The sequence below is a fragment of the Serratia sp. H1w genome (assembly GCF_000633355.1).
Lineage (GTDB): Bacteria > Pseudomonadota > Gammaproteobacteria > Enterobacterales > Enterobacteriaceae > Chania.
In genome coordinates this window covers 37,155-58,681 of sequence record NZ_AYMQ01000125.1, presented here as the reverse complement: position 1 = coordinate 58,681, position 21,527 = coordinate 37,155, and the positions used below count along the sequence as shown (strand labels likewise).

Below are 21,527 nucleotides of genomic sequence, written 5' to 3'. Positions count from 1 at the left end.
AATAGATACCTTGAATATTATTCGATGAGCGCCGCGATGACGTCGGGGATCTGCTGCGGGTTGTGGATGCGCAACTGCTTGTGCCGCCCCAGCTCGCCTTTCTCAATCGTCACGTTGCTCTTCGCCACCTTGAACTGCTTGGCGATAAATTTAATGAGATGGGCATTGGCCTGGCCATCAACCGGCGGGGCGGTGATGGCGACTTTAATCTCGTCGCCATGCAGGCCAATAATCTGATCGCGGCTGGCTTTGGGCTGAATATAAAGCCTGACCACCAGCCCGTCCAGTTGCGAAGTGACTGCACTCACAGCAGGAACCAGAGCTCACCAAACAGATCCATGCCCAGGTAGTTGATCAGATACAAGATCAGGATCACCACCATTGCAGAGAAATCAATGCCGCCCATCGCCGGGATCACTCGGCGGATAGGAGCCATCAATGGCTCGGTCAGTTGGAACATCACGTAATCAATCGGGCTGCGGCCCTGGCTGATCCAGCTCATCAGGGCGCGGATGATCATCACCCAGAAGATCAGGTAGCCGACGGATTTGATCAATGAAATCAGGCCAAACAGCAAGTTATACAGGCTGAGTGACAGGGTGCCGCTCTGGATCAACAGCAGCAGCGGATATTTGACCGTCATCAGCAGGAATGCCAGCAGCAATGAGGCGCTGTCTACCGGCCCCATCGAAGGCACGATGCGGCGCAGTGGACCGACGATCGGTTGGGTGATTTTCACCACAAACTGCGAAAATGGATTATAAAAGTCGGTGCGCGTCAGTTGCATCCAGATGCGCAACAGCAGCACCATTACGTAAATATCAACGACGGTTTTGACCAGGAAAGTCAGCGTTAGCATGTAAGTTACCCTTCTCCTTAACTTCTGGGTTATCCCCTTGGTGGCAAGACCGCCGTGGCGGTCCGCAACTCATCGGGTATAGTTAAAATAATTTTTCCATTTCCTGCGCACGGGAAACGGCAGCCTGCATTGCCTTGGCGACGGTCTCTGGCAACTGTTGCTCGTTGAATACCCGCAATGCCTCGGCGGTGGTGCCGCCTTTAGAGGTCACTTGCTCACGCAGCGTGGCTAGCGAGATCTCCGGGTTGGCGGCGGCCAAGGCCGCAGCACCAATAGCGGCCTGCTGCACCAGATCGCGTGCGGCCTGGCCGCTGAATCCCATGCGTTCGGCTTCCTGCTGCATGGCATCCATAAACAGGAAGAAATAGGCCGGTGCGCTGCCTGCGGCGGCGATCACGCCGTTAATGCCGTTTTCGTCATCGACCCAGCAGACTTTACCCACCGAGTTCATCAGATCGCGGGTGTAATCACGATCCTGTTGGCTTACCTGGGCGGGAGCATACAGCCCGCTCATCCCTTTACCCACCAATGAAGGTGTATTGGGCATGATGCGTACGATATTCAAGCCTGCGCCGAGCATTTGATAGAAGCGGCTCACCAGAATACCGGCAGCGATCGACAGCACCAGTTTACCGGAGAAATCGACTTGTTCTTGTAAAGGTAAGCAAACCTGCGCCATCATTTGCGGTTTTACCGCCAGAACCACGACATCGGCCTGTTTTGCACAGCTGATGTTGTCTGCGCTGCTGTTGATGCCATATTCGGCGGCCAGGGCGTCACGGTTTTTGGCTGACGGCGCGCAAACGCTGATGGCGGATGCCGGATAACCACCGGCCACCAGGCCAGCAATGATGGCGCGGGCCATATTGCCGGCACCAATAAAGGTAATCTTGCGATGTTGCATCAAATCCTCGTTATACGGTTGTGTGCGAGTAGTCACGGGCGCCAAAAATTGCGGTGCCGATACGAACCATCGTGCTGCCAGCGGTGATGGCAGCCTGCATATCGTCTGTCATGCCCATCGACAGCGTATCCACCTGCGGATAACGCTGCTTGAGAGCCTGGAATGCGTCGTTCATCTGGCCAAAGGTTGCCAGTTGGCGCTGATAATCGTGTTCCGGGGCCGGGATAGCCATCAGCCCACGTAAACGTAGGTTAGGCAATGCGGCGACTGCTTCGGCCAGCGCCGGTAGCTCATCCAATACAATGCCAGATTTGCTCTGCTCGTCACTGATATTTATCTGGATCAACACGTTCAGCGGCGGCATGGCTGCGGGGCGTTGATCGTTCAGGCGTAGGGCGATGCGCAAGCGGTCGATGGTGTGGCACCAGTCAAAATGCTCTGCCACCAGCCGGCTTTTATTGGATTGCAGCGGGCCGATAAAGTGCCATTCCAACTCCGCCCCTTCGGGCTGTTGGGCGAAATGCTGGATCTTGTCTACCCCTTCCTGCACGTAATTTTCGCCGAATGCGTGCTGGCCTGCGGCGATGGCTTGTGCGATCGCCTCCACAGGTTTGGTTTTACTGACTGCAAGCAATGTCACTTCTTCTGGAATGCGTGCGCAACCTTGAGCGGCCGTGGCAATGCGGCTCCTGACACCCTGCAGATTCTGTTGGATAGTGCTCATAGTTAACCTGGGAGATTGATATGGATATCGATGAATTTGTGGCCCTTAGTGTAAAGCATAATGCCTCCGATCTGCACCTTTGTACCGGTCATCTGCCAATGTTACGTATCGATGGTGAACTCCAGGCGGTAGAAAATGGGGAAACGCTGACTGACCAGCAGATGGCTACATGGTGCCAAACGCAGTTGCCGCCGGCGCTGTGGCAGCAACTACAGCGGGTTGGGCAGCTCGATAGGGCATTAACCTTGGTGGAGGATACTCGGTTACGCGCCAATTTCTTTTTACAGCACGGCGGGGTCTCCGTGGCGCTACGTCGGATCGCCAGCCAGTGTCCAACGCTGGTCGAACTGGCCACGCCAGAAATTATCCCGGCGTTGTTACAGCGTGATGATGGCCTGATATTGGTCACCGGGGCTACCGGCAGTGGCAAATCCACCACCTTGGCGGCGATGATCGATTTTATCAATCAACATCAGCGCCGCCATATCCTCACGTTGGAAGATCCGATCGAGTTTATCCATCGTAGCCAGCGTTCCCTGATCCAGCAGCGGGAGCTAGGGCGGGATACCCACAGTTTTGATGATGCGCTGCGGGCCGCGTTGCGTGAGGATCCGGATGTGATCCTGTTAGGGGAACTGCGTGATACCACCACCGTCCGGCTGGCGTTGACTGCGGCAGAAACCGGCCATCTAGTCCTGGCTACCTTGCATACTCGCAGCGCACCTCAGGCGGTAGAACGGTTGGTCGATGTGTTCCCGGCGGAAGAGAAAGCCTATGTTCGGGCCCAGTTGGCCAACAGTCTGCAAGCGGTGATCGCACAAAAACTGCTGAGTAAGCCTGGAGGAGGGCGTGTCGCCATTTATGAGATCCTCACGGCAACGGCGGCAGTGAGCAGTATGATCCGCGAGGGTAAAACCCACCAACTGGTCAGCGTGTTGCAAACCGGAGCGCAGTCGGGCATGCAAACTTTTGCACAGGGTTTGCAGCAGCGTGTTGCGCAGGGAATATTATAATGCCACAATCCATTAACTATTTTTTCTCATCAGGCTTTAATTAAAATCCATCAAGTAGTGATTTTGGGATTGTTCTGGATGTATTTATCATTTTAGAACGGATCATGTTGCGGTAAAAGTAGGTGTCTCGGTGATTTATTACCTACTGGTTTTCTAGGATAGTTCCTTTTCAAGGATGAGGTGTTCTTATGAGTCCCTGGTTGATTGTTGACGATCATCCCGCAATTTGTTTCGCTGTGAAAGCCATTCTCTCCCCATTAGGTAATGACTCGATCCTGACCGCGACGAACGGTCTGGATGCGCTGGCGCGAATAAAGGAAAATACGCCACAACTGGTGATCCTGGACATCATACTGAACAAAATGGATGGGTTGCAGATCCTACAGCATATTCGTCAGGTGGATAGCGATATTAAAGTGGTGGTTTACACCAGTCTGCCCGCAGAAAGCTATGCAGAGAGGGCGCTGCGGGCCGGAGCCAGCGGATTCTTCAGCAAGGATCAGGATATCAGCCAGTTGGCTCCTTTGTGCCAGTTGGTACTGCAAGGTTATGCCTGCTTTCCACAAACTACCCTGCTACCTTTGCTCAACGCCCCCATCCATAATGAGAATATTCTTTCTCGCCTGTCCGATCGTGAATTGACCGTGTTGCGTTATTTGTCTGCGGGCCTGAGTAATAAGGAAATTGCTGACAGACTGATTTTAAGTAATAAAACCATCAGCACTTATAAGACATGTCTGATGGAAAAGTTGAAAGTTAGCCATGTTGAGGAGTTGGTGGATTTGTTCCTCCATCAGGATAAGCACGCTGATGATAAATAAATTTGTTATCATCATCCTGTTTTTTTGCTTTAGCGTTTGCGCCGAGGGAGCTCAGGCATACCGTGAAATTAATTTGCTTAGCCGCAGTCAGGCCCATTTACCCGAGGCTAATTTAACCAACGAGGATTGGCAATGGCTACGCCGTAAACGGGTGTTGGTTTTTGGTATCGCGGCACCGAACTATCCTCCTTTTGATATCACCAGCGGCACACGGGATTACGGCGGTATCAATGCCGATTATCTGGGGATTATCGGCTACAACCTGAACGTGCGGGTCAAAGTACGTTACTACGAGAATGGAGCGACTTTGCGCCAGGATTTGGCCAAAGGGGAAGTCGATGTGATCGGTAATGTGGTTGCCACAAGTCATGCCGATCCCGACCTGCTGCTTTCTACTCCCTACGTGCTTGCCGCTCCGGCGCTGATTATGCGTATCGACAGCCTGCTGCAATCGCATCCGCCCAAACACATTGCCATTGAGCGCCTCTATAGTGGCAACCCGCAGCTGACCGAACGCTTTGCGGCGGCAGAATATCAGATTTATGACGCTCCACGCCGGGCATTGGAGGCATTATCGTTTAACAAGCTGGAGGCTTTTATTGGTGATGCCACGGCGGCGCGTTATTTAATTAACCAGGGCAACCTGAATAACTTACGTATGCAGTTGCTGCCCCAACAAGATATCAAGGGTTTTGCCTTTGGCCTGGCACGGGATAATGTGCGTTTGCAGCGGGTGTTTAATGCGGTGTTGGCTACCATCCCGGAAAGTGCCCATACCGAGATCCAAAGCCGCTGGAATGGGGGGATCCCCATGTCACAAGGGGATGAACATCTGTCACTGACCTCGTTGGAGAGAAAGTGGGTGGAAGAGCATCCCAGAGTGCGGATGGTGGTCAATGGTGATTTCGCTCCGTTGGGGTTCTTCGATGTTCAAGGCGATTTTCGTGGTTTAACGGCCGATGTGATGGCCGCCATCTCCAGCCGTATCGGCCTGAAATTCGATATTATTCGCGCGGCATCGTTACAAGACTCGCTGAATGCCATCAAGGCCGGTAAAGCCGATATTGTCACCGGTGTCACCCTGGATGCGATCTGGCCTAATGGCCTGCTGACGACCCGCTCCTACTTATTCAATTCCTGGGTGCTGGTAGGTATCCCACATCTGGCTAGCCACGATCCACCACGTACGATTGCGTTGATAACCGGGCACCCATTGCAGGCTCAATTACAGGCGCAGTATCCCGCAAGTCAGATTGTCAGCGTCAATTCACCCCAGGCTGGTATTGCGGCATTAAAATCTGGGCAGGCGCAAGTGTTGGTTTTGCCGATGATCAGCGCCGACTACTTCCTGGCCCGGGAGCCCTCGTCAGGGCTGCGTATTCTTAGCGCGCTGGATATCGAACCGGCGCGTTTTGTCATTGGCGTTGCCGGCACTGAATACCCGTTGGCGACCATCCTCGATAAGGCCTTGCTGAACGTTCCCCCAGAGGATATTCATGCGATGACCAGCAATTGGTACAACAATACCTATCTGCTGGAAGACGCACAGACAGATGATAAGCAGCTTGCTCGTTATTTCCCTATGGCGCTGATCTTGATGGCTTTGCTATTGGTATTGCTGCTGGTGGCCTTGCTTATCGGCCGGTTGCGCAGCCAGCGTCAACAGGTTCAGCGCTGTCAGACCGTGTTTGACGTTACCGAACGCGATCGCCTGATCGAGCAGTTGCAGCAGGCGAAAGAACACGCCGATAGCGCCAACCGGGCTAAAACGACGTTTCTTGCTACCATGAGCCATGAGATCCGTACGCCGTTGAATGCCATTATCGGCATGTTGGAGTTGGTACTAAACCGCCAACGTCACGACGTGGAACAGGACCGGGAACTACTGAGTGTGGCCCATGAATCTGCTCACTCCCTGCTGGCACTGATCGGCGATATTCTCGATATTTCGCGGATTGAGTCAGACCGGTTGATTTTGCATCCGCAGCGCGCGGACATACGCCGCCTGATTGAATCCGTAGCAACGCTGTTTGACGGCGTGGCCAGGCAGAAAGGGCTGCTATTCAAGCTGGATATTGATGCCGAAGTTACCGGTGACGTGCTGATCGATCCCATGCGTTTCAAGCAGGTGCTGTCCAATCTGGTGAGTAATGCCATCAAGTTTACCGAACAAGGGCAGGTGGCGTTGAGCGTGGCTGTTGACCAGATCGGCGAGGAACGGCTAGATCTGCGCTTGCGTGTCACCGATACCGGTAAGGGCATTGATGCGCTCACCCAGCAGCGTCTGTTCCAGCCATTCACCCAAGGTCATGGTGAAACAGGGGGGGCCGGGCTTGGCCTGTATATCTGCCGTAAGCTGATGGACATGATGGGGGGCACCATCGTGTTAAGCAGCGAAGTGGGGATTGGCAGTGAAGTCACCGTGCTGCTTTCCGTAGCCCGATTGCTGAAACTCCAGTTCCCGATCCAGCAAGAGACCATTCCCCTCCCAGTGTCAGTCAATCTGCGGATATTGATCGTCGAAGATCACCCGGCAGGCAGAATGTTACTGAACCAGCAACTGTGCTTCCTCGGTCATCGGCCCACCGTGGTTGGCGATGGGGAGCGGGCATTGGCGCAACTGGAGCAGCAGCAATTCGATCTGATGATCACCGATTGCCAGATGCCCAAACTCGACGGCTACAGTCTGAGCCGCCAAATCAGGCGTAATGAGCAGGAGCGGCAGGTCACGCCGCTCATTATCTGGGGGCTGACGGCCAATGCCCAGGAAACTGCTCGTGAGGATTGCTTACAGGCCGGGATGGATGACTGCCTGTTCAAGCCGGTCAATCTGGCCATGCTGAGAAAGAAGCTGGCTACGCTACCGCCGGTTGAGCGGGAACAAAGCGAACTGCTGGCACCGTTTATCATCGCAGATTTACCGCCAGAACTGCGCCAGCCACAGGTATTGCAGGAGTTCATCACCACCTTGATAACCTGTATGGATGAAGATGGCGCGCAACTCCACCAGGAACTCCAGCAGCAGCCTATCGACCCGCTCAGCATCCAGGCGTTGGCGCATAAATTGGCCGGTGCCGCGCGGTTGGTGAAGGCAGAGCAACTAAACCAGGCCTGCCAGACATTGCATGATAATCCCAGCGAGGCAACCGCTACGGAAGTGCTGGATGAAGTGCAATTGCTAGTCAGTGAACTAAGAGAAATCCAACGTACTACAGGCGAATAGTCCTTTCCTACAGCGCGATTAAGCCTTTGGCAGATTTTAAGGTAACCGGGTTCATTTTATTCTTTATCACTAGGAAGGGGGCTCAGTGCTCCCCATTTGTCATAACGTTAAAGGATAACATGATGAAAAAGATCACTAAATTAGCAGTGCTGCCACTGGTTTTGGCTCTGGGTGTAGGCTTTTCTTCACTGGCTAATGCTGCACAAGACTGCAACGCAAAGCGTGCAGCGATCGAATATCAGATCCAGCAAGCTGAAAAATACGGTAACTACAACCGCATCGCTGGCCTGAAGAAAGCGCTGAGCGAAGTGAATGCTCATTGCACTAACGGCAGCGTATTGCAGGATGCTCAGAAGAAAGTCACCAAGCTGGAGCAAAAACTGGCTGAAAAACAGCAAGACGTGCAGGAAATCAAAGCCGATCTGCGCGAAGCCCAGGCCAAAGGTGACGCTAAAAAAGTCGCCAAGTATCAGAAAAAACTGCAGGAAAAGCAGGCTGATGCCAATGAAATCAAACAAGAGCTGAAGCAGGCTCGCGCTGAACTGGCCTCTTTGCAGAAATAAGCCGTCAAGATCTCATTAATCAAGGGGCGCAGATGCGCCTCTTTTTGTGTTGGGTAATTATCCATCCCCCCTCACCCCAACCCTCTTCCAGGTTACAAATAGGGGGTTTCATAAGGACTTGCTTGAGGGAGAGGGAGCCAGTCCAGAGTTGTTGTCAGGGGCGATGGGTAATTATCGTGGTTTGCACTCAGGGAACGAATGAAACCCATTTTTCGCATTGCCATCATGCCGTTGGCCCTGCTGGCTAAAGATGCCTGGGCAGAAGTAAGCAGCGCCTATCTCATCATTAACGACAACTTCAAGGGCGAGGTGGTGGTTAACCTGGGCCCGGATGGCCAGCCTTGTATCAATACGCCGTTGCTGCGTGAATGGGGTATCCGTGAAGCCGCCACCAAGGAGATGGCAACCACCGCCGAGGGCTGTATTTTGCCCAATGTCTTGAGTGCGCGAAGAATTGAGATGTTTTACGAACCCGTTGCGCAACTACTGACGGTGGATATCCCGGCAGCCATGCTCGGGGACAGTTTGCTGGCAGGCCGCTGGGATGACGGTATTAATGCGGCTTTTGTTAACTATCAGCTCAACTACGGCCATTACGCGGGCGAGAACTATCGCAACTCGGATCGGCATGAAAGTCTGTATGCCGATATTACCACCGGGGCCAACGTCGGCCCGTGGCGATTGCGATATCAGCCGGTCTATCAGAAAGAAACCTGGGGCAACCCTACCTGGCATACCGAAAGGGCGTTGGCCTATCGCGATATCAAAGCCTGGCGTGCCACGCTGACCCTGGGCGATAGCGTAACGCCGTCAGCGTTGTTCGAAAACGTGCGTTTCCGTGGTATCAGCCTGGTCTCGGATAGCCGGATGTTACCGGATGGCCTGCGGCAGTTTTCACCTTGGATCCGCGGCTTCGCTCGCAGTAACGCACAGGTGAGGGTGCGCCAGAACGGCGAACTGATCTATCAAACGTTTGTTTCTCCCGGCGCCTTTGTGCTGAAAGATGTCTATCCGCCAGCGCTTGAGGGAGATCTTACCGTTACGATACGGGAAAGCGACAGCACCGAAACCGAGCGTAAAATCCCTTATTCCTCCATGCCCAACCTGGTTTACGTTGGCCAGTGGCGCTATGACGCTTCGGTGGGGAAATACCGGCCCTATTATGGGATGGAAGAGGAGCAGCCGAGTTTTGCCCAAGCGTCGCTCAGCTACGGGTTGCCGGGGAAGGTCACGCTGTATGGTGGCGTTCAGGGAGCGGATATTTATCACAGCGCGGCGATCGGCATTGGCAAGAGCCTTAACCAGTGGGGCGCGATCTCGGCGGATTACACCTTTTCCTCCGCGCGCCAGCCAAGGCGTGCAACGCCAGATACCGGTGGCATGGCGCGTATTCGTTACGCGAAGGCTTTTCCGGCCTGGGAGTCTTCTCTCAGCCTGATGGCTCAATACTATCCGCGGCAGCGTTATCGCACCTTTGGCACGGCGATAGACCAGCAGAGCACCTACTGGTGGGACTGGGAAGACGGCATGTTTGTCGGTGACTTTGATGAGGAAAAAAAATATCGCCTGGAGGCGCGTTATAACCAGTATCTGTCAGATTCAGACAGTCTCTACCTGACGCTGGTGCGGGAGACAACGCGGGGTAATCAAAGAGGTGAGACCAGCGTTGAAGTGGGCTTTAGCGCCAGCATGGGTAAGGTCGACGTTGCGCTATATGCGGAATATAACCGTCCCTCTTATGGCAAAGAACAGGCGCAACTGGGGCTGTCTTTCTCGTTGCCGCTGAATGCGCTGGGGGCACCATGCATGAAGCTGAACTACGATCATTCGCTGGCCAACGATCGGACCGACAGCCGACGGATTGGCGTCAGCGGCACGTTGCTCGACGACTATAGCCTGAGCTACAACGCCAGCACCATCCAGAGCCAACGCTATGGCAGCAGCCAGGATCTGAGCGCCGATTACCAATATAACGCCGGTGAATTGCGAGTGGGGCATTCGCAAGGGAAAGGCTATCGCCAGCAGAGTCTGGAGCTTTCCGGTAGCCTGATGGCGCACCAGGAAGGGCTGACGTTTGGGCAGTCATTAGGGGATACCGTAGCTATCGTCAGCGTACCGGGTACGCCGGGGATTGGGGTTGATAACCAGTATGGTGTCACCACCGACTGGCGGGGCTATGCGCTGGTGGGGAACCTGACGCCGTACCGGATAAACAGTCTCACGCTGGATAGTTTTGAGTTACCCGAAACGCTTGAGTTACCAGAGACTGACCAGGACGTGGTGCCAACTGCCGGGGCTATCATGTTCAGCCGTTTCGCCCCGGCACGCAAAGTCAGCCCGGATGTTGCTCAAACCAACTCTCCAGAATAACCACGGCGGAAGCGGAATCGACGCTGCCTTTATCCAGGGCGCGGAATCCCCCATGGTCAAACAGATTGGCACGTGCTTCAACGGTGCTCAGGCGCTCATCGTGCAACGCAATCTGCACGCCAAAGCGGCCATGCAGCCGGTTGGCAAATTTACGCGCTCGTTCGGTCAGCGGTTGTTCGGTGCCGTCCATATTCAACGGTAAGCCAACCACCACCAGGTCTGGCTGCCACTCTTTCAGCAGGCGCTCGATCTTCTGCCAGTCTGGTACGCCATCCTGCGCTTTAAAGGCCGCCAGTGCCCGAGCGGTACCGGTAATTTCCTGGCCGATAGCCGCGCCGATGCTTTTGGTGCCGAAGTCGAAGGCGATAATAGTACGGTTGCTCATCAGGCGTGTCCTGCGTGGCTGGCAATGCTGCGAATATCGATGCCAAGGCGGTTGGCTGCCTCGCGCCAGCGGTTGGCGATCGGCGTGTGGAACAGAATATCGGTATCGGCCTCGGCGGTTAGCCAGGCGTTGTCTAACAGTTCCTGCTCCAACTGGCCCTTTTCCCAGCCCGCATAGCCAAGCGCCACCAGCACATCGGCGGGTTGATCCGGCGTGCCGAGCGTTTCCAATACGTCTTTTGAGGTGGTGATCATGGTGGCTGGTGAGATCTGAATGCTGGAGCCAAAGCCTTTGCGCGGGGTATGCAGAATAAAGCCGCGATCGTCCGCCAGCGGGCCACCGGCGAATACCGGCTTATCCAGGTCGATCGCCGGATCGCGCGGTGTAGGCTTGATGTCGAGTTTATCCAGCACCGTCTCCACAGTGAAATGTTCCACGGGTTTATTGATCACTAATCCCATGGCGCCGTCGTCATTATGCTCACAAACGTAAATCACCGAACGTTTGAAGCGCGGATCTTGCATTGCGGGCATGGCAATCAGGAAGTGGTGCTGTAAATTCATGTCGTTAATTCGATTGGGAAGTCAAATACATGCCCTCTCCCGATGAGAGAGGGCGCGTCGTCGGCCTACTTCGCGGCCAGACGTTTTTCAATGGCGTCCATCAGCATGCCGGTGACGGAAACCGGGAACGCGGCTTCGATTTCACGGGCGCAGGTTGGGCTGGTGACGTTGATCTCCGTCAGGCGATCGCCAATCACGTCCAGGCCAACAAAGATCAGCCCTTTCTCTTTTAACGTCGGGGCTACTGCACGGGCAATTTTCCAGTCGCTTTCGCTCAGGGGGCGCGCTTCGCCACGGCCACCGGCGGCCAGGTTACCACGGGTTTCGCCCTGGGCCGGGATACGTGCCAGGCAGTAAGGCACCGGTTCGCCATCCACCACCAGAATGCGTTTGTCGCCATCCTTGATGGCAGGCAGGAAGTTTTGCGCCATACAGAAACGGCTGCCGTGTTCGGTCAGGGTTTCTATAATCACCGACAGGTTAGGATCATCCTGCTTCACGCGGAAGATCGAAGCTCCGCCCATGCCGTCCAGCGGTTTGAGAATGATGTCACCGTGCTGCTGGTGGAATTTGCGAATATGGGCAGCGCTGCGGCTGACCAGCGTATCTGGCGTCAGCTCCGGGAACCAGGCGGTGAACAGCTTTTCGTTACAGTCACGCAGGCTCTGTGGCTTGTTGACCACCAGCGTACCTTTCACTTCGGCCCGTTCCAGGATGTAGGTCGCATAGATGTATTCGGTGTCGAACGGCGGATCTTTGCGCATCAGGATCACGTCCAGATCCTGCAACGCCAAATCCTGCTCGCTGCCAAAGCTGAACCAGCTCTCTTTATCTTCTTTCACGCTCAGCAGGCGAGTGCGGGCGCGGCCATCACCGGCATGCAGATAGAGATCGTTCATCTCCATGTAATGCAGTTCCCAGCCGCGGCGCTGCGCTTCGAGCAGCATGGCAAAGCTGGTGTCTTTTTTGATATTGATGGAGGTAATAGGATCCATCACGATGCCGAGCTTGATCATTTCTTCTCCTTACGAACCTGTCAGACAGGCTCTTAGCCCAGGTCGCCGAAACGGACCTGCAAAGCGGTAATTGCGGTGAGCGCGGTAGTTTCTGTACGCAAAACGCGTGGCCCCAGCAGGATATCAGTAAATCCATAGCCTGTGGTCATGGCAATTTCGTCGGCGGATAATCCGCCCTCCGGCCCAATCAGCAGGCGCACGTGATCGACTGGCAGGGGTAGGGTATTGATGCTTTGGCTGGCGCGCGGGTGCAGGTTCAGCTTAAGGCTATCGTCTTGCTCGGCGCACCAGTTTTCCAGCGACATCGCTGCGCGGATTTCCGGAATGCGATTGCGGCCGCATTGCTCGCAGGCCGCGATGGCGATTTTTTGCCACTGCTGGAGTTTTTTCTCCAGGCGTTCGCCGTCGAGTTTAACGCCACAGCGTTCGGAAAATAGCGGGGTGATCACGTTCACGCCCAACTCAATGGATTTCTGGATGGTGAATTCCATCTTTTCGCCACGGGAGATCACCTGGCCAAGATGCAGGTTGAGCGGTGATTCACGATCTTCCTGTTGCCCGGCGCTGACCTGAACCAGCACGTTCTTTTTATCCACCCGGGTGATTTCTGCCTCAAACACCTGATTGCTGCCGTCGAACAGTTGCAGCGCCTGCCCGGCGCTCATCCGCAGCACGCGACCGACATGATTGGCAGCATCCTCGCTCAATGCAATTTCTGCACTGGCGCTCAAGGGTTCTGGATGGTAAATGCGGGGTTTACGCATAATGATTGTCAGATCCTGGCTCAATGAAACGGCGCTGCCGGGGGCAACGCGAAAGCTCTATAGTAGGTCAGCCTTTTCGTTGCTGACAAGCTTGTTGAATATAAGGGTTATGAGCCCCTTGTACTATGGCGATGCGTGCTTCCCGCTGACATTCCCAGGCGCTGACCGGATACAGCCGGTCCCAGGCCTCAAACAGCTGGGTTTGCTGGCGTGAAAGCGGTAGCTGGTAACGATCGCGCATATAGAAGTAGGTTCGCGCTATCGCACCGCGAGCACGGGCTGGTGGCTCGGCCTGTTTGTTCTTGAAGTCCACCTTCATCTCGCACTGTCCGTATTGCCCTTCGCCACCCCGCCATTGGCTGTACATGAAGTTATTGCGATCTCCGTTCACTTCACCGATGGCGGGTTGCAGGTTATGCAGATCGATCTCGATCTGGCGATAAACCGGATCCTTGTTGCAGTTTTTACGCCCGCCCTGTTGCCAGCACTGTAACTGATGGCCGAACTGCCAGGCCGGAACCACATGTTCCCACTCGATACGTTCGGCGCGTTGGGCATTTTTACGTACCTGATAGCCGCAACTATTGAGGTCGGGAATGCCTTTCTTACCTTGCCAGTCGATCTTGCAGCCACAATAAAAGCTGCCGGGGGCGTCCTGGTTGATTTTAGCGGCGGCAGCCTTGGCCTGGGTAAAGTTATTAATCCCCTTTGCCAGTGCGCCGCTGGAGGCCGTCAGTACGACCAAAAGTAAAATTTTGCGATGCATATTCCAAAACAACTCAAAATTGGAAAGGCAGGCAGGGTAACGGAAGTCACCGGCAGGTGCAAATGCAGATAATGGATTGTTTTAACTTGTAAATATTTTTGTTAACGGTTTCGACTAACCGGAAAAGGTCAGCTTGTCACCGCACTGGCGGCAGCGGTATTCGCTCTCACCGCGCATCACCCGATTATGGCGGCGCAGGGTCAGTTGATGCTGCTGGCAATTGCAGCGGTAGGGGAAGGTTTTGCTCTGTACCGAGTGGGTCTCAAACTGGTGGGTGCGGCTGGCGGGCACCTGCAAGACGCTCTCCATCATCCAGCGCCATTCCCGGCCATGTGGCGGCACGCGGCCAAACTGGCGGAAGACCAGCAGATGAGCCAATTCATGGGGCACCACTTCGTCGATAAACGGCTGTTGATTTTCCATCAGCAGTACCGGATTAAGGCGGATTTCCCAGGCCTGCAGCCAAGCGGTGCCCGCGCTGGTGCCGCGTTGCTGATACAGGATCTTGGGTTCAGGGAACTCAATGGCAAAATGCTGCTGCGCCAGCAGCAACTTGTCTCTCAGGCAACGCATTACCGCCTGTTGCAGTGCAATGGGGATTCTTACTCTGTTCATGGGGCGTTAGCTTAAGCAATGACGCAGTGACTGGCAACGGGGCAGTAAGGAAAAGTATATGGGCAACCAAGGCTTGTATGTACGAGGCTTGTGTCTACAATAGCAGCGATTTTCACCCTTACCCTAACGGCGATAACCATGCTTTTATCTAATCAGATTGAATTGCTCAGCCCCGCCCGCGATGCAGGTATCGCCCGTGAGGCTATTTTGCACGGAGCCGATGCGATCTATATCGGTGGCCCAGGTTTTGGCGCCCGCCACAATGCTGGCAACAGCCTGAGCGATATCGCCGGACTGGTTGAATTTGCCCGCCGCTACCGGGCCAAAGTGTTTATCGCCCTCAACACTATTTTGCATGACAACGAGCTGGAGCCGGCACGTCGCCTGATCCATCAGCTGTATGATGCCGGTGTCGATGCGCTGATCGTGCAGGATATGGGGATCCTGGAGCTGGATATTCCGCCATTTGAGCTGCATGCCAGTACTCAGACCGACATCCGTAGCGTAGAGAAGGCGCGTTTCCTGTCCGATGCCGGTTTTTCCCAGTTGGTATTGGCGCGTGAGCTGGATCTCCGTCAGATAAAAGCTATCAGTGACAACGTTGACGCCGCCGTGGAGTTTTTCATCCATGGCGCGTTGTGCGTGGCCTTCTCCGGCCAGTGCAACATTTCCCACGCCCAGACCGGGCGCAGTGCCAACCGTGGTGACTGCTCGCAGGCGTGCCGACTTCCCTACACGCTGAAAGATGAGCAGGGGCGGGTCGTGGCGTATGAAAAGCATCTGCTGTCGATGAAAGATAACGATCAAAGCCGCAACCTGACGGCGCTGATCGATGCCGGTGTTCGCTCATTCAAGATTGAGGGGCGGTATAAGGATATGAGCTATGTGAAAAATATCACTGCTTACTATCGTCAACTCCTGGATGCCATTCTCAACGATCGTTCCGATCTGACGCCAGCATCGTCAGGCCGCACGGAACACTTTTTTATTCCGTCGCCGGATAAAACCTTCCACCGTGGCAGTACCGATTACTTCGTTAACCAACGCCAGCTGGATATTGGTGCCTTCGACTCACCCAAGTTCATTGGCCTGCCGATAGGCGAAGTGCTAAAGGTGGGTAAAGATCATCTGGACGTGGAAGTCACAGCACCGCTGACTAACGGCGATGGGCTTAACGTACTGATCAAACGTGATATCGTCGGTTTCCGCACCAATAAGGCGGATAAAATTGCCGAAGGGCGCTACCGGATTTGGCCTAACGAAATGCCGGCAGGTCTGGATAAGCTGCGTCCAAGCCATCCACTGAATCGCAACCTCGATCACAACTGGCAACAGGCGCTGCTAAAAACCTCATCGGAACGCCGCATAGCCGTCGATGTTTTGCTGACACAAACCAGCGACGGAGTGACGCTGACCCTGATCAGCGAAGAGGGCATCAGCGCCAGCCATACGCTGCAAGGCGAGTTCGGTACCGCCAACCAGCCGGAAAAAGCGCTTGCCACACTGCGTGACGGGTTGAGCAAACTGGGGCAAAGCCTTTATTACCCGCGTGACGTTCATATTGATCTGCCGACGGTGTGCTTCATGCCCAACAGCCAGGTCAACCAACTGCGCCGAGATGCGGTGGAAGCACTGGATGCCGCACGCCTGGCGGTAAACGAACGCGGCGGCCGCAAACCGGTTTCCGTCCCGCCGCCGATTTATCCGGATACGCACCTGACGTTTCTTGCCAATGTTTATAACCAGCAGGCGCGAAAATTCTACCAGCGTTATGGGGTCACGCTGATTGATGCCGCCTTCGAGGCGCACGAAGAAAAAGGGGATGTGCCGGTGATGATCACCAAGCACTGCCTGCGCTTCGCCTTCAACCTCTGCCCTAAACAGGCCAAGGGTGTGCAGGGTGTGAAGGGGAGGGCATCGCCGATGCAGTTGGTACATCAGGGTGAGACGTTGACGCTGAAGTTTGACTGCAAGCCGTGTGAGATGCATGTGATTGGCAAGATCAAAAATCATATTTTGCGGATGCCAGTGCCGGGGAGTGTGGCAGGAGGGATCTCGGTAGAGGAGCTCAAGGCGACGCTACCAGGGAAGAAAAAATAGCCGTAACGTTATTTTCCCACAATGATAAGCCGATCGACTCACATAGATTGTAATCAATGTGTTAACTGCGGGATAATAGACTGTGCATGATGAGTCTGTACCCGCAGTTCTCACCGGATGAGGTCAGAAAAACACCACCAGCGTTAACCCCTGCGTTAATAGCGGTTATTTTGCGATTTGGCGCAATAACTGACTACCTAAAAATACGTAAGGTGTGGGGAGTTTTTTTGACGCAGCGTACCCCGAGCACGCTGAGTAAGTGTGAATTTAACGCAGCTGATGTTGCAAGTGAGAGATCAATGTCGAATAAACCGTTCCATTATCAAGATCCGTTCCCGCTGAAGAAAGACGATACCGAATACTATCTGCTAAGCCGCGACCATGTTTCCGTCGCTGAATTTGCCGGCCAGGAAGTCCTCAAGGTCGATCCGCAAGCCCTGACCCTACTCGCCCAGCACGCTTTCCACGACGCCTCGTTCATGTTGCGCCCTGCACATCAACAGCAGGTGGCCGATATCCTCAACGACCCAGACGCCAGTGAGAACGACAAGTACGTTGCGCTGCAATTTTTGCGTAACTCAGAAATCGCCGCCAAGGGTATTTTGCCAACCTGCCAGGACACCGGCACGGCGATCATCATGGGTAAAAAAGGTCAGCGCGTCTGGACCGGCGGCGGAGACGAAGAAGCCCTGTCGCGCGGGGTGTACAACACCTTTATCGAAGACAACCTGCGCTATTCGCAAAACGCCGCGCTGGATATGTACCAGGAGGTCAATACCGGCAGCAACCTGCCTGCGCAGATCGATCTCTACAGCGTGGATGGTGACGAGTATAAGTTCCTGTGCATCGCCAAGGGCGGTGGCTCGGCCAACAAAACCTACCTGTATCAGGAAACCAAGGCGCTGCTGTCGCCGGGTAAGCTGAAGGACTATCTGGTCGACAAGATGCGTACTCTGGGCACCGCAGCTTGCCCTCCGTACCACGTGGCCTTTGTGATTGGTGGTACTTCGGCAGAAGCTACGCTGAAAACCGTCAAGCTGGCTTCAACCAAATATTATGATGCGCTGCCAACCGAAGGCAACGAGCACGGCCAGGCGTTCCGCGATGTAGCGCTGGAAGAAGAACTGTTGAAAGAAGCCCAGAACCTGGGCCTGGGCGCGCAGTTTGGTGGCAAATACTTTGCCCACGATGTGCGCGTGGTGCGTCTGCCGCGTCACGGCGCTTCTTGCCCGGTGGGGATGGGGGTTTCCTGCTCTGCTGACCGTAATATCAAAGGCAAGATCAACCGCGAAGGGATCTGGCTGGAGAAACTGGAGCATAACCCAGGCAAGTTTATTCCACAGGAACTGCGTCGTGCAGGGGAAGGGGAAGCGATCAAGGTCGATCTGAACCGTCCGATGGCCGAGATCCTCAAGCAACTGTCGCAATACCCGGTGTCTACCCGTCTGTCACTGAGCGGCACCATTATCGTTGGCCGTGATATTGCCCACGCCAAGCTGAAAGAACGCCTGGATCGTGGCGAAGGTTTGCCGCAGTACGTGAAAGATCATCCGATCTATTATGCTGGCCCGGCCAAAACGCCGGAAGGCTATGCTTCAGGTTCCCTGGGGCCAACCACCGCAGGGCGTATGGACTCCTATGTCGATCTGTTGCAGTCGCACGGCGGTAGCATGATCATGCTGGCCAAAGGCAACCGCAGCCAGCAGGTGACGGATGCCTGCCACAAGCACGGCGGGTTCTATCTTGGCAGCATCGGTGGCCCGGCAGCGGTACTGGCACAACAGAGCATCAAGAGTCTGGAGTGCGTGGAATATCCTGAACTGGGGATGGAAGCGATCTGGAAAATCGAAGTGGAAGATTTCCCGGCGTTTATTCTGGTGGATGACAAAGGTAATGACTTCTTCCAGAAGATCCAGGAATCACAATGTACGCGCTGTGTGAAGTAATCTGACGGATAGCCGCCCCTGGCGGGCGGCTTTTACCCTACGTAACAAGATGTGATTTTCGTAACCTATTCGTCAGTCTTTGTAAAATAGTGTCGTCGCTTTGGACGCTATAAATAAATCTGTATACCATTGCCGTGGACATTTTTAGCCAGGAACAACCATGGTGACGCAGGCAACGCATATCAAAGAATTACTGGTCTGGATAGAAAACAATCTACGCAATCCACTTTCACTGGATATTGTTAGTGAAAAATCCGGCTATTCAAAATGGTATTTGCAGCGCATGTTCCGGCGACAGACCAACCAGTCTCTTGCCACTTATATTCGCGCCCGTCGCCTCTATCTGGCTGCCTTCTCATTACGTTTTACGCAGAAAAGCATCCTGGATATTTCGTTGGAATATCAGTTTGATTCCCAGCAGACATTCTCACGCTGTTTCAAAAAACATTTTTCCCAAACGCCCAGTACCTATCGCAAGGCTCAGAACTGTGATTTCAGCAATTTGATGCTGTCGCTGTCGCTAAACCAACCCAGCGATATCTCTATTGATTATGTTGAGGTTAAACCAGACTGCTATTCACTGGTCGGTCAATATTATTCTTACCATATCGCTATTGAACAGTTGGATAAATCCCATGCCGACATTCGTAATCAAATAAAAGAACGTTTTTGCGACGAATTTAACCTGCGCCCTGATCGGTTATATGCACTGACTAAATTTATCCCGGACGGTGAGCAGGTGAGGGTCGATTACTTTGTCGCGGTAGATAAAGAGATTGCCAAAGATAAAGCGTTGCCGGAACTGCCGCAGATCAGCGGCGGTTTTTGCCGGTTTTGCTATGCAGGTAAACCGATAGTCTTTAATGAATACATCATCAGCGTTTATACCAAACTCCTGCCGCAGTTTAACCTGGTGCGCCGGGAAGGCTTCGACATTGCACAGCATAGCTACTCCTTAGACAGTGCTGGAGAGCTACATCTGGAATTGGAGTATCTGATCCCGATCGTGCCAGATAAGGCATTCGCCGCAAAAACGTCCCCTCACCTTAACCCTCTCCCAAAAGGAGAGGGGATTTAAAGCCACAATTTTACTCCCGCGTCTGACCTTAACACGGGCGCAGCATGCAGCGCCCCTACGCAGTGCCACATTAGCTGTCAACGAGTGGGAGAGGGGTGATTCTTCTGCTGCACGATATCGGCCATCACGGCCAGCGCGATCTCCGCCGGGGTTTTACTACCCAGCGGCAGGCCGATCGGAGCATGGATGCGGCCAAGTTCCTGCGGGCTGAATTCGGCGATCTGTTGCAGCCGCTCGCGGCGGCGATCGCTGTTCTGTTGAGACCCCATCGCGCCAATGTAAAATGCCGGAGTATGGATCGCCTCCATCAGAGTCAAGTCATCCATGCGCGGATCGTGGGTTAGTGCCACAATTGCGGTATTGGCGTGACAGCCGCCTTCCTCAATGAATTTTGCCGGGAACTGGCGCAGCAAAGTGATATGAGGCTTGAGTTGCGTGGCAAAGTTCTCCAACGCTTCCGGGCGGCTCTCGCAGACCAACACTTCAAAGCCGAGTGCGCTGGCAAAGTCGGCGCAATACAGCGCTACGCTGGAAAGCCCGGCAATCAGCAATCGGGGAGCGGCGGCGATGTGCAGCTGGATCTCTTGCTGGTTGCGTACCACCTGGGTGGCGCTGGCAAAGCTGGTGGTTTCCAGCGCGTGACAGGCATTAGGCAGGGTCAGGTGTTTGACCAGAGCGTGATGGCCAGCCAACGCCTCGGCGATACTGCGCAGGTAGTCAATGCTGGCAGGGCCTGCGGGCAAATGTTCAATCAGCACGTCCAGCACGCCGCCACAGGGCAGCGCTACGTTGGGGGTTAGCCCACCAGCACCGTAGCGGATCACCTGACTGGCGGCCTGATATTCCCCCTCCGCCAGACGGTGCAAAAAGTCCTCTTCCACACAGCCACCGGATAACGATCCGCAATAGTGCCCGTCGCGGGTCGCTACCATCAACGCGCCCGGAGAACGGGGTGATGAGCCATAGGTATTCAATACGGTACACAGCCACACCGGCTGCTGCTCCAGCCAGTTGATGGCCTGGCTGACTACGGTGATATCAAGGTGTTGCATTAATTCATGGACTCGTTTGCCACTAGCTGAGAAGGGAGATCGATATCTTGCACGATGGCTGGTTGAAATACAGGGATCAGATGAACCTGTCCGTGACTGCGTAGCAGTTCCCGCGCACCATTATCGCCACGCAACGCACACAGTTGTTTGCGCAAAAGGGCGGTAAATCCCACCGGGTGCCCAGGTTGCTGCTGGAAGCTGGGGCGGACGATGCTGTGCTGGCTCAGGGCCGCGGCAACTAGCACAAAGATCTGCGGTGAGACGAACGGCATATCCGCCAAATGGATCAGCCAGCCGTCCCAGCTTGCGGTTGCGGCAACGCCAGCGGCAATAGACTCACCGAGCCCACCGCTAGCCAGCAATATGCAGGGAACCTGATGTGCAGCACACACCTGTTGTACCCGCAGGTTTTCCGGACGAGTGACGACCTGCACCGGTAAACCGGAGGCCAGCGCCTGTTGCAGGGTATGTTCAAACACCGTCTTGTCCTGCAATAGGGCGTTAAGCTTGTTGCCACTGCCACCGGCCTGAATGAAACGTTCACCCCGCCCGGCGGCGGTAATCACGATACCTGTTGTCATCTTACCCGCCCGTGTTTGCGCAAATCAGCCACACCATAAAGGCAATAAATGTTTCAATGTGTGTTTAATTGTGAAAACAAAATGTTAATGCTCACATATTTTTTGTTATAAGCATATGATTATAACGTCTACGGCAAGGTTACCAGCGCTTGCGCAACAAAACCGATAAAAAAAACGACTCACC

At 54.4% G+C, this 21,527-nt stretch carries 20 protein-coding genes; 8 read left to right on the top strand and 12 right to left on the bottom strand.

The window, feature by feature from the left end:
* Positions 1 to 17 precede the first annotated feature (17 nt).
* The 4 genes from yggU to U869_RS0125955 all read right to left on the bottom strand — a co-directional run bounded on the left by yggU (position 18) and on the right by U869_RS0125955 (position 2,487).
* Positions 18 to 308 (bottom strand): DUF167 family protein YggU, encoded by a 291-nt coding sequence (gene yggU / locus U869_RS0125970; protein WP_025120086.1) that lies wholly within the window; start codon positions 306 to 308, stop codon positions 18 to 20.
* Positions 305 to 859: a YggT family protein gene (locus U869_RS0125965; protein WP_025120085.1), complete on the bottom strand. Its 555-nt coding sequence runs from the start codon at positions 857 to 859 to the stop codon at positions 305 to 307. The genes yggU and U869_RS0125965 overlap by 4 nt, the downstream gene beginning before the upstream one ends.
* Positions 860 to 941: 82 nt before the next feature.
* Positions 942 to 1,763 (bottom strand): pyrroline-5-carboxylate reductase, encoded by an 822-nt coding sequence (proC, locus tag U869_RS0125960; protein WP_025120084.1) that lies wholly within the window; start codon positions 1,761 to 1,763, stop codon positions 942 to 944.
* Between the two features lie 10 nt (positions 1,764 to 1,773).
* Positions 1,774 to 2,487, bottom strand: a complete 714-nt coding sequence (locus U869_RS0125955) for a YggS family pyridoxal phosphate-dependent enzyme (RefSeq protein ID WP_025120083.1) — start codon at positions 2,485 to 2,487, stop codon at positions 1,774 to 1,776.
* A gap of 20 nt (positions 2,488 to 2,507) precedes the next feature.
* Between U869_RS0125955 and U869_RS0125950 the strand changes: the two genes are divergently transcribed.
* From U869_RS0125950 to U869_RS0125930, 5 genes are all read left to right on the top strand, one after another.
* On the top strand, positions 2,508 to 3,500 hold the full coding sequence (locus U869_RS0125950; protein ID WP_025120082.1) for a type IV pilus twitching motility protein PilT: 993 nt from the start codon (positions 2,508 to 2,510) through the stop codon (positions 3,498 to 3,500).
* 188 nt (positions 3,501 to 3,688) lie between these two features.
* On the top strand, positions 3,689 to 4,321 hold the full coding sequence (locus tag U869_RS0125945; protein WP_025120081.1) for a response regulator transcription factor: 633 nt from the start codon (positions 3,689 to 3,691) through the stop codon (positions 4,319 to 4,321).
* Complete coding sequence (locus U869_RS0125940) at positions 4,311 to 7,544, top strand: transporter substrate-binding domain-containing protein (RefSeq protein WP_025120080.1); 3,234 nt, start codon at positions 4,311 to 4,313, stop codon at positions 7,542 to 7,544. The genes U869_RS0125945 and U869_RS0125940 overlap by 11 nt, the downstream gene beginning before the upstream one ends.
* 122 nt (positions 7,545 to 7,666) lie before the next feature.
* Positions 7,667 to 8,107 carry a DUF1090 domain-containing protein gene (locus tag U869_RS0125935; RefSeq protein WP_025120079.1) on the top strand — a complete coding sequence of 147 codons (441 nt, stop codon included), beginning with the start codon at positions 7,667 to 7,669 and terminating at the stop codon, positions 8,105 to 8,107.
* A gap of 198 nt (positions 8,108 to 8,305) precedes the next feature.
* Positions 8,306 to 10,477, top strand: a complete 2,172-nt coding sequence (locus U869_RS0125930; RefSeq protein WP_025120078.1) for a fimbria/pilus outer membrane usher protein — start codon at positions 8,306 to 8,308, stop codon at positions 10,475 to 10,477.
* Here U869_RS0125930 and ruvX read toward each other — a convergent pair.
* The 6 genes from ruvX to U869_RS0125900 form a co-directional block, all read right to left on the bottom strand.
* Positions 10,440 to 10,862 carry a Holliday junction resolvase RuvX gene (gene ruvX / locus U869_RS0125925; RefSeq protein WP_025120077.1) on the bottom strand — a complete coding sequence of 141 codons (423 nt, stop codon included), beginning with the start codon at positions 10,860 to 10,862 and terminating at the stop codon, positions 10,440 to 10,442. The genes U869_RS0125930 and ruvX overlap by 38 nt on opposite strands.
* Positions 10,862 to 11,425 (bottom strand): YqgE/AlgH family protein, encoded by a 564-nt coding sequence (locus U869_RS0125920; RefSeq protein ID WP_025120076.1) that lies wholly within the window; start codon positions 11,423 to 11,425, stop codon positions 10,862 to 10,864. Before U869_RS0125920 ends, ruvX begins: the two co-directional genes overlap by 1 nt.
* Positions 11,426 to 11,490: 65 nt before the next feature.
* The gene (gshB, locus tag U869_RS0125915; RefSeq protein ID WP_025120075.1) at positions 11,491 to 12,441 is read right to left on the bottom strand and encodes a glutathione synthase; all 951 of its coding nucleotides are present in this window, start codon (positions 12,439 to 12,441) and stop codon (positions 11,491 to 11,493) included.
* Positions 12,442 to 12,473: 32 nt separating this feature from the next.
* The gene (gene rsmE / locus U869_RS0125910; RefSeq protein ID WP_025120074.1) at positions 12,474 to 13,205 is read right to left on the bottom strand and encodes a 16S rRNA (uracil(1498)-N(3))-methyltransferase; all 732 of its coding nucleotides are present in this window, start codon (positions 13,203 to 13,205) and stop codon (positions 12,474 to 12,476) included.
* Positions 13,206 to 13,272: 67 nt separating this feature from the next.
* A complete protein-coding gene (endA, locus tag U869_RS0125905; protein ID WP_025120073.1) occupies positions 13,273 to 13,971 on the bottom strand; it encodes a deoxyribonuclease I in 699 nt (232 codons plus the stop codon).
* Between the two features lie 114 nt (positions 13,972 to 14,085).
* Positions 14,086 to 14,586 carry a SprT family zinc-dependent metalloprotease gene (locus U869_RS0125900; protein WP_029987347.1) on the bottom strand — a complete coding sequence of 167 codons (501 nt, stop codon included), beginning with the start codon at positions 14,584 to 14,586 and terminating at the stop codon, positions 14,086 to 14,088.
* A gap of 138 nt (positions 14,587 to 14,724) precedes the next feature.
* On the opposite strand from U869_RS0125900, the gene U869_RS0125895 reads away from it, so the two are divergent.
* The 3 genes from U869_RS0125895 to U869_RS0125885 all read left to right on the top strand — a co-directional run bounded on the left by U869_RS0125895 (position 14,725) and on the right by U869_RS0125885 (position 19,710).
* A complete protein-coding gene (locus tag U869_RS0125895) occupies positions 14,725 to 16,686 on the top strand; it encodes a U32 family peptidase (RefSeq protein WP_025120072.1) in 1,962 nt (653 codons plus the stop codon).
* A gap of 299 nt (positions 16,687 to 16,985) precedes the next feature.
* Positions 16,986 to 18,632 (top strand): class I fumarate hydratase FumA, encoded by a 1,647-nt coding sequence (gene fumA / locus U869_RS0125890; RefSeq protein ID WP_025120071.1) that lies wholly within the window; start codon positions 16,986 to 16,988, stop codon positions 18,630 to 18,632.
* 160 nt (positions 18,633 to 18,792) lie between these two features.
* A complete protein-coding gene (locus U869_RS0125885; RefSeq protein ID WP_025120070.1) occupies positions 18,793 to 19,710 on the top strand; it encodes a helix-turn-helix domain-containing protein in 918 nt (305 codons plus the stop codon).
* 77 nt (positions 19,711 to 19,787) lie between these two features.
* On the opposite strand, the gene U869_RS0125880 is transcribed toward U869_RS0125885, so the two are convergent.
* On the bottom strand, positions 19,788 to 20,762 hold the full coding sequence (locus tag U869_RS0125880; RefSeq protein ID WP_025120069.1) for an XdhC family protein: 975 nt from the start codon (positions 20,760 to 20,762) through the stop codon (positions 19,788 to 19,790).
* A complete protein-coding gene (locus U869_RS0125875) occupies positions 20,762 to 21,343 on the bottom strand; it encodes an NTP transferase domain-containing protein (protein ID WP_025120068.1) in 582 nt (193 codons plus the stop codon). The genes U869_RS0125880 and U869_RS0125875 overlap by 1 nt, the downstream gene beginning before the upstream one ends.
* Positions 21,344 to 21,527 lie beyond the last annotated feature (184 nt).